General features: G+C 38.9%; 9 protein-coding genes and 1 pseudogene. 2 read left to right on the top strand and 8 right to left on the bottom strand.

From position 1 onward, the window contains the following. Positions 1-4 precede the first annotated feature (4 nt). The 4 genes from cobN to PL9214_RS22400 all read right to left on the bottom strand — a co-directional run bounded on the left by cobN (position 5) and on the right by PL9214_RS22400 (position 7,237). The gene (gene cobN / locus PL9214_RS22415) at positions 5-3,742 is read right to left on the bottom strand and encodes a cobaltochelatase subunit CobN (RefSeq protein WP_072721057.1); all 3,738 of its coding nucleotides are present in this window, start codon (positions 3,740-3,742) and stop codon (positions 5-7) included. Positions 3,743-3,761: 19 nt separating this feature from the next. Next, positions 3,762-4,133, bottom strand: a complete 372-nt coding sequence (locus PL9214_RS22410) for a cupin domain-containing protein (protein ID WP_072721055.1) — start codon at positions 4,131-4,133, stop codon at positions 3,762-3,764. A 172-nt stretch (positions 4,134-4,305) separates the two neighbouring features. Beyond that, a complete protein-coding gene (locus PL9214_RS22405) occupies positions 4,306-5,781 on the bottom strand; it encodes an alpha-amylase (RefSeq protein WP_072721054.1) in 1,476 nt (491 codons plus the stop codon). 253 nt (positions 5,782-6,034) lie between these two features. Next, a complete protein-coding gene (locus PL9214_RS22400; RefSeq protein WP_072721052.1) occupies positions 6,035-7,237 on the bottom strand; it encodes an argininosuccinate synthase in 1,203 nt (400 codons plus the stop codon). Between the two features lie 174 nt (positions 7,238-7,411). Between PL9214_RS22400 and PL9214_RS22395 the strand changes: the two are divergent. Then, a pseudogene (locus tag PL9214_RS22395) lies at positions 7,412-7,906 on the top strand (glycosyltransferase family 2 protein); the annotation flags it as partial. 56 nt (positions 7,907-7,962) lie between these two features. Here PL9214_RS22395 and PL9214_RS22390 read toward each other — a convergent pair. Then, positions 7,963-8,781, bottom strand: coding sequence for a squalene/phytoene synthase family protein (locus tag PL9214_RS22390; RefSeq protein ID WP_072721051.1), 819 nt, complete (start codon positions 8,779-8,781; stop codon positions 7,963-7,965). Between the two features lie 367 nt (positions 8,782-9,148). Between PL9214_RS22390 and PL9214_RS22380 the strand changes: the two genes are divergently transcribed. After that, positions 9,149-10,357 carry a protein kinase domain-containing protein gene (locus PL9214_RS22380; protein ID WP_072721047.1) on the top strand — a complete coding sequence of 403 codons (1,209 nt, stop codon included), beginning with the start codon at positions 9,149-9,151 and terminating at the stop codon, positions 10,355-10,357. Positions 10,358-10,531: 174 nt separating this feature from the next. On the opposite strand, the gene PL9214_RS22375 is transcribed toward PL9214_RS22380, so the two are convergent. The 3 genes from PL9214_RS22375 to PL9214_RS22360 all read right to left on the bottom strand — a co-directional run bounded on the left by PL9214_RS22375 (position 10,532) and on the right by PL9214_RS22360 (position 12,925). Continuing rightward, the gene (locus tag PL9214_RS22375) at positions 10,532-10,756 is read right to left on the bottom strand and encodes a DUF4327 family protein (protein ID WP_072721045.1); all 225 of its coding nucleotides are present in this window, start codon (positions 10,754-10,756) and stop codon (positions 10,532-10,534) included. Between the two features lie 730 nt (positions 10,757-11,486). Next, positions 11,487-12,089, bottom strand: a complete 603-nt coding sequence (locus PL9214_RS22365) for a hypothetical protein (RefSeq protein WP_072721041.1) — start codon at positions 12,087-12,089, stop codon at positions 11,487-11,489. Positions 12,090-12,406: 317 nt separating this feature from the next. After that, complete coding sequence (locus PL9214_RS22360) at positions 12,407-12,925, bottom strand: KGK domain-containing protein (RefSeq protein ID WP_072721039.1); 519 nt, start codon at positions 12,923-12,925, stop codon at positions 12,407-12,409. Positions 12,926-12,947: the final 22 nt, after the last annotated feature.

The following is a 12,947-nucleotide window of genomic DNA, read 5'->3' as shown; positions in this document are numbered from 1 at the left end:
CCAGTTAAACCTTCCCTTCAATCATTCCCTCTGCTTGATGAACAATTGCTCTTAACTGTTCGATCATATCTTGACTTGCTGTTTGCCACATTTTTCGTTGATGGGCTTCTAATAATCGTTCTGCCATATCGCGTAATGCCCAAGGATTTTTTTCTTGAATAAATTGTTGCACTTTCTCATCAAAAATGTAAGTATTCGCTACCCCTTCATACATAAAATCTTCAACACAACTGGCGGTAACATCATAAGCGAATAAATAATCAACGGTTGCTGATAGTTCAAATGCTCCTTTATAGCCATGTCGCATCACGCCAGCGATCCATTTAGGATTAATCACACGGGAACGATAAACTTTAGCAATTTCTTCTTTTAAAAGCTTCACTTTTGGGTTTTCAGGAATCGCATTATCCCCAAAATAAGTTTGAGGATTTTTCCCCGTCAATGTTCTAACTGCAACGGTCATTCCCCCTTGAAATTGATAATAATCATCGGAGTCTAATAAATCATGTTCTCGGTTATCTTGATTATGCAGAACAATTTGCATCTTTTCTAACCTATTTTGAAAGGCTTCAGAAGCAGAAATTCCCTGTTGATACCCAGAATTGGCACTCGTATAAGCGTAACTACTCCAGTTAATATAAGCCGTTGCTAAATCTTGATCATCTTGCCAATTTTGCGACTCAATTAACCCTTGTAAACCTGCTCCATAAGCACCGGGTTTAGATCCAAAAATTCTCAAGCGCGATCGCAAATTTGCTTGTTCAGTTGTTAACCCTTCTTTTACCCATAATTCTGTTTCTTGTTTCACTTGTGCCGCCAAAGGGTTTTGATCTTCCGGTTCATCTAAATTAGAAACAGCAATGACAGCTTGATCAAATAAATCAATTAAATTAGGAAACGCATCTCTAAAAAACCCGGAAATTCTTAAGGTGACATCGACACGGGGACGACCTAAAATTGAAATGGGTAATATTTCAAAATCAATTACTCGCCGCGAAGGATAATCCCACACAGGTTTTACACCTAATAATGCTAAGGCTTCGGCGATATCATCCCCCCCCGTTCGCATGGTTGAAGTTCCCCAAACGGATAACCCTAATGTACGCGGATATTCTCCATTTTCTTGAGTATAACGTTCAATTAATGCAGATGCTGCTAATTCCCCAACTTTCCAAGCGGTTTCTGTTGGAATTGCTCGAATATCAACGGAATAAAAATTGCGTCCTGTCGGTAAAACATCAGGTTTTCCCCTTGTAGGAGCACCGGATGCACCACTGGGGATAAATTGACCGTCTAAACCTTTTAATAAATTGGTAATTTCTTCAGAAGTTTTTAATAAATTCGGTAATAAGTTGTCCTTAATCCAGTTTAATTCCTGTTGAATAAATTTTCCTTGATTCTGAAAATTTGGTAATTTTTCAATTAATTTAATCGCATATTCTTCAATTATAGCTACTCCATCCCCAACAGTTCGGCAGAATTTATCATTGATGGTTTGATTAATAATTTCCCCATAATCTGAGGTTAACGGATCAAATTCTAACTGCCAATCTTCTGCAATGGCGCGAGTTAATCCTAATCGTTTAGCATCAGGATGACGAGCGATCGCTATGATTAAATCCCTGAATTGTTCACCTTGGGGACATTGCCCAAAAATATGTAATCCATCTCGAATCTGTGCTTCTTTTAATTCACATAAATATCGATCTAATTCACTAAAAATAGTATTTTTATCTTGATTAATCGCTTTTTTACTAAATTTAGGTAAACCTAATTCTTCTTCTAAATTTTCCTGTTGAATTAATTGAATAATTCTTTCTGAAATCAACGATAAGCGAGACGGATCTAAACTTTGGGCTTCATAATATTCATCCATTAACCCTTCTAATTGTTGTAATGATCCATATAATTCTGCACGGGTTAACGGCGGTGTTAAATGGTCTAAAATTACCGCTTGAGAACGACGTTTTGCTTGGGTTCCTTCCCCGGGGTCATTAACAATAAAGGGGTAAAAATTTGGCAACGCACCTAATGCAATTTCAGGATAACAATTTTCCGATAATCCTACACTTTTACCGGGTAACCATTCCAAATTTCCATGTTTTCCTAAATGAATAATTGCATTGGCTTTAAATTGATATCGTAACCAATAATAAAACGCTAAATAATCGGGTGTGGGTTCTAAATCCGGTGCATGATAATTTAAACTCGGATCTAGATCATATCCCCTTGAGGGTTGGATACCAATAAAAACATTATTAAGTTGAATTCCTGAAATAGCAAACCCTTGAGAAATCTTTTGTTTTTCGTTATAATAATGCTGCCATCGGTCATGAATTGCCGTTTGAACCGATAAAGGTAACGTTGCAAAATACTGTTGATAGTCTTCAAAAGATAACCTTTGATAAACAGACCGTAACTCCCATCCTTCAGGATCATTTGTTACGCCAGAGGTTAATTGATCAATTAATTGTTCTCCGGTTTCAGGATAATTTTCTAAAGAATATCCAGCATTTTTTAATGCTTGTAAAATTTTAATACAACTGGCTGGTGTATCCAAACCCACCCCATTTGCTAACCGTCCATCTCGACAAGGATAATTAGCTAAAATAATGGCAATACGTCGTTTTGCTGGTGGTTTCTGTTTTAAATTAATCCAATTTTTTACTAATTCTGCTACAAAGTCAACCCGATTTTCAACTGCAACATATCGAACCACATGAGTTTCTAAAGTCAGGTTCCAAATTTCCACTGCTTTAAAAGAAATCACTCGACTAATTATCCGTCCATCTACTTCGGGTAAAGCAACATTCATGGCTATATCTCTAGGGGAAAGTCCCATAAAATTATTCTGCCATTGTTCTAATGTTCCCCCACTGAAAATTACTTGTAAAACCGGAAGATTTAACGTAAATAATGGCGGTTGATTTCCATCTTCTGAAATTGAAGCAATTGAAAAGCTGGTTGTATTGATTAGTAATTGAATTCTTTGAGGTTGAAAATAGGTTAAAACTTCCGTTTGAAGATCAGGATCTCGCAGCGAAGAAACGAAAATCGGAATGGGTTCTAAGTTATATTGAACTAAGGCTTGACAGAGGGAATCAATCGGATCTAAATTACCAGATAGGTAATGAGCGCGATAAAATATAATTCCAACTTTAGCAATATAATTCTTAGATTTTAAATTAGAATTCCATTGATAATAACCAACTTTTGGGATAACAACTGGAGGAGTAACAGAATAATTTTTATTAAAAATATGATTAGCAATTAATAATAATGCTTGAGTAAAATTATCAACCCCTCCTTCGGTTAAATATCGCCAAACTTGATTAACAATCGATAACGATACCGTTGAATGACTGATTAAATCCGGGTCAGGACGATCATCACCCGGAAGAATAATTAATTGTGCTTTAGTTTTAGTAACAGTTTCTTGTAATACTTCTAACCCATACGACCAATAAGAACGTCCTCCTAATAATCTTAAAATAATGATTTTTGCTTTTTCTAAAATTTTTTCTGCATAGGTATCAATGGTTAATTGTTGTTGTAATTGTAATAAATTTGTAACTCGCAAACTGGGAAAATTGGCTGGAAGTTTAGACCCTAGGGATGCTAAGGTTTGAATGTCTGTATCCGCCGCCGTTAAAAAAATAATGGGTGCTGGGGTTTGTTCAATAAAAATAACCCCTTCTGTATCCGGGTTCCATCCTCCGGGTGTAGCTGCAATTCTGTGCATTTTTAATTCAAAAATAATATCAATTAATGTCCTGATCCCGATGAACAATATTAGGAGAAAAAGCCGGAATACAAACCGCCACATATTCCGCACCATCTTCCGTTGGTGTACTATAACGTACCCATTCTCCTTTGTAAGTAATCACCGCTTGTCCTGCTAAAATATCCCGTTGACCGCCTTCATATTCTACCCGTAATACTCCCTTTAAAACAACTGTAAATTCATCAAATTCTGGTCGCTGTCCCGGTTCAATCCATCCCCCCGGAGAGTTCATATAAGCGATACTAACTGCGTCGGTTTTACTATTCACTCGTCCGATATATTCATCAATTAATTTTGGTTTATTTCCTGCTGCTGTAATTCGACTGGGTTGTTCAATAAAATCAGGCATGGTAATTTGTTAACAAAATATTTGAGGGTTAAAATTCTGAACAAGAAAAGACTCTTAAAAAATCTAATCAATATTAACATTCTCAGCTTGTTCAGAATTTATTATAACTTATTTTCAAGTTTGAAAAACTATCGCACTCTTAGAAATTGATTAAAATCCGAAATTTAAAACCCTACTTCTGAACCCAAATGGAAACAGAACCCCCTTTACAAGAAAATTCACCCCAACCAGAATCATTTGTTTCAATGGGTGCTTGAATATTCCCCGTCAGGTCATAAAATTTGGTGTTGGGTTTACCCACTTCCATTGGTTTAATTCCTTCTGGGCCATCACTTAAAATCACCGCCATTGCTTTCGGATGTTGTTCATCTCCTAAGCGAGTCCAACCAATAATATCGGGGTGATCAAAATAGTCATATTGAGAGCCATAGCAGAAATTTTGACGCGCATAAAGACACTGATCAATAAACTCTTTATGGGAGGGTAAAACAATTTTATACGTATTGCTATCCCGTCCTTTATCTTCATATTCTGCACCGTAATAATCGGCATAAAAAATACAAGGATAACCCTCTTGACGCAATAAAATAATGGCATAAGCTAAGGGTTTAAACCAAGGTTCAACGACTGATTCTAAGGCTTGTAACGGTTGAGAATCATGGTTTTCAACAAAAGTAACGGCATTCATAGCACTTCCTTTAATTAAAGTTCCATCCAGAATCGTCCGCATATCATAATATCCCCCAGCCTTACTAGCATAATGAAAATTATAATGAAGGGCAACATCAAACACCGACATTCGTTGACCAACAGTGTCTAAATACCAATTCAAGATGCCAGTATCAGGCGCCCAATATTCTCCAACGGTAAAAAGTTCCCGACCTGCATATTTTTCCATGGCATCCAACCATTCTGGGAAAAACCAAGCGGAAATATGTTTAATAGCATCTAAGCGAAATCCATCCACATCTGTTGTGTCGAGATACCATTTCCCCCAGTTGATAATTTCAGTTCTGACTTCTTCATATTGGAAATCTAAATCTGCTCCCATTAGATAAGCAAAATTGCCATTTTCCAAGGCAACATAATCATCAAAAATTTTGCCTTCAAATAAATAAACGGTTCCTGATTCTTTGGTAAATTCATCATAATCAACAGCATCAAAATGCCACCAATGCCACTCAAATTTAGAATATTTTCCTTGGCGACCTGGAAAGTTAAAGATAGTATAAGCTTTAATATCTCGTAAATCTCCTTTTGGATTTTTCCGATCATATTGAGGAAAAGGAGTTGCTTTTGCCACTTCTGTTCCATCTGCCCCGATTCTGTGATTTAATACCGTATCAGCATAAACTTCAATTCCTGCTTGATGTAAGCTGTTTATCGCATCTAAATATTCTTGACGAGTGCCATATTTCGTTCTAATTGACCCTTTTTGATCAAATTCTCCCAAATCATAAATATCATAAACGGCATATCCCACATCCATTCCACCACTTGCGCCTTTGTAAGCCGGGGGTAACCATAAAGCCGTAATTCCTGCATCCGCTAACTCTTGGGCGTTAATTTTTGTTTTATCCCACAAGGTTCCATCAGCCGGGAGATACCAATGGAAATATTGCATCATCACACCATTAATTTTTGCCATGTTCCCTCATTGATATAAAATCGTAAGTATGGATTGGGTTTGGGGTTAAGTCTCTTAAATCCTTTGATTTAGATTAAAATAATCGCCTTTCTCCTTCCCTGGGAATATTATACTGAGAGTAATCATCCTAGACACCTTTTATAGAAATTTAGCGAGATTGTTGATATGGTAATGTTTGAACGATATGAAGACCAGGGACATATTATATTTTGATTGGCTCGTAGGGTGAGCAAGGACTCACCCTCTGATGAATTTAACCTCTCATTTTTTCCGACCAAACGCGAGTCGGTAAACCCCAAACATAAATGAAACCTTCGGCTGCTTTGTGATCAAAAACATCCTCAGAACCATAGGTTGCTAAGTCGTGACTATAGAGAGAATTTTCAGATTTGCGACCCACAACAGTTGCATTTCCTTTGAACAATTTCACCCGAACTGTACCAGAAACTCGGGCTTGAGTTTGTTGGATAAAGGCATCTAAAGCTGCTTTTAACGGACTATACCACAGGCCATTATAAACTAACTGACTATAGGTTTCTTCAATGCCCCGTTTATACCGAGTCACATCGGCGGTTAACGTTAAACTTTCTAAATCTCGGTGGGCATTAATTAACACAATCATCGCCGGAGATTCGTAAATTTCTCGTGATTTAATGCCGACTAAACGGTTTTCAATCATGTCAATGCGTCCGATGCCATGATTTCCGGCAATTTCATTTAATTTTCCAATTAACTGAACCCCGTTCATAGTTTCCCCGTTTAAACTGATAGGAACCCCATTCTCAAACCCAATTTCAACATATTCCGGTTCGTTAGGCGTTTCAGCAATGGGTTTTGTCATTGCATAAACTTCTTCTAAAGGTTCCGTCCAAGGATCTTCTAATGGCCCTGCTTCAATGGCAATTCCCAATAAGTTTTTATCTAAACTGTAGGGTGAGGATTTTTTCACCGGGAATGTAATACCGAATTTTTCCCCATAGGCGATGGTTTCTTCCCGACTCATTCCCCATTCCCGCGCGGGGGCTAAAATTTTCAATTTCGGGTTTAATGCACCCACAGACACATCAAACCGCACTTGGTCGTTGCCTTTTCCGGTACAACCATGAGCAATAGCATCCGCACCGTATTTTTCGGCGACTTCCACTAAGGTTTTCGCAATGAGCGGACGAGCTAAGGCTGTAGCGAGAGGATAACGGTTTTCATACAACGCATTGGCTTGAATGGCGGGGAAAGCGTAATCTTTAACGAAACTCTCCTGCACATCAATGACTAACGATTCTACAGCACCAGAGTCTAAAGCTTTTTGTTTGACTGGCCCCAGTTCATCCCCCTGTCCTAAGTCTACGGCGAGGGTAATCACTTCTTTAACGCCAAATTCATTTTTCAAGTAGGGGATACAAACGGAGGTATCCACTCCACCGGAATAAGCAAGCACAACTTTTTCAGCGCGACCCATGATTAATATGTTCTCCTGAAGTAACCAAATGTTACATTATCTCGTCTTTGATGCTCTTTGGATGTCAGGGATTGAGAATATTTAGTTTAGGGTCGCAGAAACACGAGGCGGCTAGATTTTCTGACTGTGAGTAGTTAATAATAAGATTGATTGAGGTTTTAGGTTATAAAAACTGTGTTTTTAAGTGTTGTCATTCCCACCTATAATCGTTTACCGATTTTACAAAAGTGTTTACAAGCCTTAGAACAACAACAATATCATTATCCGATTACCGATTATGAAGTGGTTGTTGTCGATGATGGTTCAACGGATGGCACATTAATCTGGTTAGAGGAAAATCGGTTAAAATTGCCCCATGTCCGGGTATTTTGTCAATCCCATCAAGGGCCAGCGGCTGCCAGAAATTTAGGGGTAGAACAGGCAAAAGGGGAGACTATTATTTTTATTGATAGTGATTTAGTGGTGACAGAAACGTTTTTACAATCCCATGCAGAGACATTAGCAGAAGGATACAAAACTTCAGATAAAATTTTTACCTATGGTCGAGTGATTAATACTTGTAATTTTGAGAATCCCACGTCTGAACCTTATAAAATTACAGATTTTTCTGCGGCTTATTTTGCGACAGGAAATGTTGTGATCGCTCGTCATTGGTTAATTGAAGCGGGATNCAAGCCGCCCTGACACACTGACCCCTCTCCCCCTCTCCCCTTCCCCCCTATCTCCTACTTCCCTCCACAAACCTGTTCAATTAACTGCACAACAGCACTGCGAGTCAGTTTGTCTTGACCATCAGCTAAGACATCTAACGTCGCATGAGCTAAGGCTAAAGGAATGCGACAAAAATCCAACGCTGGGCCAGAGGGTAAAGCTTCGGTATAGGCATCCGCTAAGGCTAAATTCCGTTTAGCGTAGTTGTGCATTTGTTCCGGTGTCCAACCATCAGGGAAGAAATCCACCCCTCGGTGGTTATCGTCTTTGTAATTGCGGAGAATATTCACCGCCTGTAACCCTCGACCAAAGCCAATGGCGTGAACCCGGTTGGTCTGTGTACCATCGTACCAAGCCCATAAATCCGACAACAATAGCCCCACAGAACCCGCCACACTAAAGGTATATTGATCTAACTCCGCTTCGGTTTCAATCCGCCAATTACGTTCAGCCCAAAATGCCATGCGGTCAGCCATCGCCGCCGTTGCATCCCAAATCCGAGGGGCAATTCGTTCTGGGGCTAACTTCGCCCATTCTCCCACCCGGAGGGTGACTTCTTCTAACATTCCCGTGTGGGAAAATTCTGCAAACCAATCATCAGCAATGGTTTCTCGACAGACCGATGCTTGAAAATTTTGGCTCATTCTATGCAGCAATCGGGCTTTTGTCGCATTATCTAAATCAGGGTGATCTTCAACTTCATCAATCGCCCGCATACACAAATACGCAGAAGCAACCGCTTCTTGGAGTAGGGGAGGTAAACGACTAATGGGGATATAAAATGTTCGACTTGTATCTTGTAAAACGGACAAGGGATCTTTTTGCCAATTCATTCCTTTTACTCCTCACACCAAGAAGCGATTTAATCGCTGTACTTTCGCGCTCGATATTGTACACTGGATTCCAGTAACACTCCAGGCTTGAATCTGCAATTCTCTGGATCATCATCTTGCTAGTCCAGTTTTCATCGAAAATTTTGGGTAGAAACCCCTAACTTCTAGTTAGGCTTTACATTAATTTGAACTGGGACTTTACATTAATTTGAACTGGGATTAGAATAATTAAAACCACGATGACCTTAATTGACGGGTGAGATTCCCAGTGGTGGGACGCTCTAANATAACTGACAACTGATAACTGATAACTGATAACTGATAACTGATAACTGATAACTGATAACTGATAACTGATAACTGATTTATGTTAATTCTCACCTGGTTAGATCCGCACCAAAAAACACCCCTGAAACAATGGACATTTGTACAACAAAGTATTATCCGCATTGGACGGGCGGCGGATAATCAGGTTGTCATTGTTGATCCTTTAGTGTCCCGTTATCATTTGGAATTACACCCTCCCCAAGATGAAAGCCAGAGTTCTCCTTGGGTGCTGGTGAGTAAAGGAACCAATGGAACTTTTGTTAATGGAGTTCTGACCACTCAAGGGTTAGTGGGAGATGGAGCTTTAATTGAATTAGCCAAAGATGGGCCTTTATTACAAGTTAAACTCCAAGGGAGTGTGATTGCAATTCCCGTCAATGCACCCCCCTGTAACCACGAGGGAAATGCTAAGGGGAATTTATTTTGTATTCATTGCGGATTTCCCATTCAGGTAGAACGGACTGTCCGACAGTATCAAGTGTTGAGAACCATCGGACGAGGGGGAATGGGAACAACAACATTGGCGTGGGACTCCACTACAGCCAAATCTGCTGTACCTGTTGTCGTTGTTCTGAAAGAAATGAATACGGATATGGCACAAATTGCTAAAGCACAAGAATTATTTGAACGGGAAGCCCGTACCTTAAAGAGTTTAAAGCATCCAGGTATTCCCCAGTTTTATGACTTTTTTGTGGATGAGGGTAAAAAATATTTAGTGATGGAAATGATCCATGGAACGGATCTCGAACAGTATATCCATCAACGGGGGCCAGTGATTCCCCAACAAGCCATACAGTGGATGATGCAGACCTGTGAGATCTTGAACTATATTCACTCACTCGATCCGCCTCTGATCCATCGAGATATCAAACCTGCCAATTTACTGTTGCGGCGACGAGATCACCACATTGTTGTTTTGGACTTTGGAGCCGTGAAGGAAATTGGAACCCCTCCAGGAACCCGCATTGGTGCTGAAGGATACAGTGCTCCCGAACAAGATCGAGGACAGCCTCTTACTCAGTCGGATTTGTATGCGATCGGTACAACGTTAATTTTTTTACTGACCGCCGAAACACCCTTAAAATTTTATGGCAAACGGGGGAATAGTTATGGTTTTGACCTCGATAACGTTCCCACCATTACACCTCAACTGCGAAAAGTTATTGAACAAGCCACCGAATACCGACCCAAAGAGCGTTATCCAACGGCTCAAGATCTATCTCAAGCTTTAGCCCATTGCCTAAATTGATCAAATTTCAAATTGTGAGGAAGAAAAACGCAAAGGAAGGGGAAAGGGCAATGGACTCAAAGCTGATGGAGAGAAATACAAAACTTGAAACAGCAGCTTTAATAAAGGGTGAATTCAAGATTTAGGGCAAACCGACTGAAATCTAAAATCCGGGAAAGGGAGAGAAATCGGTTTCTACTCTTCGTCTTCATCCCAAGCTTCAACGGCTAATAACTCGCTGATGGGATCTTGCATGGAGAAACCAAACTCTAACAATTCCTGCTTCCAAAATTTCCATTCATCACCATAGAGAAGGGCAATTTTCCACAGACTCTCGGAAGGTTTGATAATGTCAGACTTGACCAGGGAATGCACCTGACGTTGAAACTTATCCATCGGGTGTATAACCTTTTGGCTCATAATACCTCTTAAGTTGTTCTAATTCTAAAGTTGTTAACGCTTTTCAACCTGAACGTTTTCCTTTGCGTAGATGGTCGATGCTGGTGAAAGCAACTTCCTCAATCCTAAATATAGCATAAGCTTTGAAAAAAAGTAATCTTTTTTTAGCGAATCTAGGGGTTGATTTCACGAATTCAAGAGTTAGAGGAGGTTCGGGTTTCACCCCAATATCCACCAATCGCTCTCTTTCCAGCAAAACCCAATCCTCAGAACTTCCTTACACCCTGAATTTGGGAAATAGGGGGAATGGATGGGAAGTTCCCTTGACCCAGAAATATTGACAGTTGGGTTCTCATAGCCAATCGCAAAATGGTTTGAATCTGACTCTGAAGCCTATCATATTAGGGAAAAGGATCGACTGTAATCTCTATATAGATAGATTAAATCTACGCGGATTTTAGCGAGATCTACCATGACCACTCAAACTTGAAGGACAAGGGGGAAACAGTGAGATCTTCAGGTATAGCTCAACAATTATACTGCTAATGGTATGCAGAGGATTGTTCAGCTAATGATGTTATCGCGTCAAGTGATAAATCTATCTTGGGATAGTAGCGTAAATTCGGATTGTTTGGTGTTGCTTGTATTGTAGCGTGTTTTTTGAGCGTTGTAACCAGTTTTTTTAGGGGAATAGGTTAAAGGGGAATTTTTCCTGAACCGAGGATTAGAATGGCTCATTCATCAGATCTGACTAATCCGTATCTGTAATACATAATAGCCAAATTTGATAGTTTCGCTTATCTAGTCCGAACCAAGTTACATCCCAAGCGACATCAGCAAACCACTCTGTCCAAGGTTCTTGAGAAATATACATCTGAACTTCGTCATACCGACTTTGAAATAGTGCCTCGCAAAATTTCATCCCTAAATCTTTGGCTTGTTTCGCAGTTCCTTCAAATTCTTCATAAGCACCTCCAAACACTAAAATCTCTGCTAATTCTCCATCCAAGGTAAAGGAACTCGTATCGTCTGTTAAATCTAAGGAGGTTGCTAAGGGGATTTCAATTTCTAAAGCGGATAAACCATCCATCACCGGAGGTAAGGTAACAAATTGTTCAAAAAAATTGATTTCATTGAGTAAATCCCGTGAACCAAACCACTCTAAGACGGGGTGAGGAGAAAGTTGAAACCGAGCAAATTCTGCACCCCCATTCAGATGAGTTTTTCGTAACTGCTTTAAGAGTTCGTCAATAGCCGGATCTTTTAACGGCACAGATACAACTTCTAATTCCTGCCACATTTCGTCAATTTCTTCTTCCGAAGGACGGTATTGCTCTCGATTGGGAACTAACATTAACCCTGATCTCCAGTTAACAACATTTCTTCTACACTTTACTGGAATCTTTAAAAACCGACAAGATTACCTCCAAAAATATTATAAAAATTAACACAAAAAATAGATTTTTAATGATATTGATATTGATCATATTATCCTCAAACTAAATCAAGAGAAATGGAAAATTTTTACTAACATTTTTGTTCTTAAAAATGGAGGAATTTGCAGGTTTTACAGTGATGCTAATTCTGATTATAAAAAAGAGCCTGCTTGTAAGGTGTAGTTAACCTCAAAAAACGGTTTTTAAGGGTTTCCTAAAATATCCCTAAACTCTATTATTGATAAAGTTTTAGTTTTTCTCTCAATTCATCTAAGGAAGAATCAGGGGTTTCTATTTGTTCGAGTGACGTTTCTAATGATTCGGATTCATCGGGACAGAATTGTAATTCTATCTCAATTTCAGATTTTGGATAAGGTGAAGAATCTGAATCATAAGTAAAATTTTTATAGTCTTCAGGAAAAAGATTAACTGTGCTTTTTATTATTAATTTCCCACTAATCCAACTTTTACCAGAGCTTAAACTTAATAATTTACATTCAACAGACGCACTAACATTACTCCAAGAGCTTTGCGTTAAGGGTAGTTTGACTTTATTATCAATTATATAATTATAATTATTAAGAGTATTAAATAAAATTTCTAACCTTTTATCTGATGGGAAATTTCGGTCATGATAAATTTTATCATTCAAAGAATCCATCACAAATTCTTTAAACCGAGCAACGGTAAAAGTATCTTTATCAATTAATAAAAGATCGTCATCACAAGTTAAAGGATAAAAATTATCAGTCATTGCGCTTAACCTCAAAAGCAAA

Origin of the sequence: Planktothrix tepida PCC 9214 (assembly GCF_900009145.1) — a bacterium.
Lineage (GTDB): Bacteria > Cyanobacteriota > Cyanobacteriia > Cyanobacteriales > Microcoleaceae > Planktothrix > Planktothrix tepida.
The sequence above is the reverse complement of the archived record's forward strand: the minus strand, read 5'-3'. Positions and strand labels throughout refer to the sequence as shown.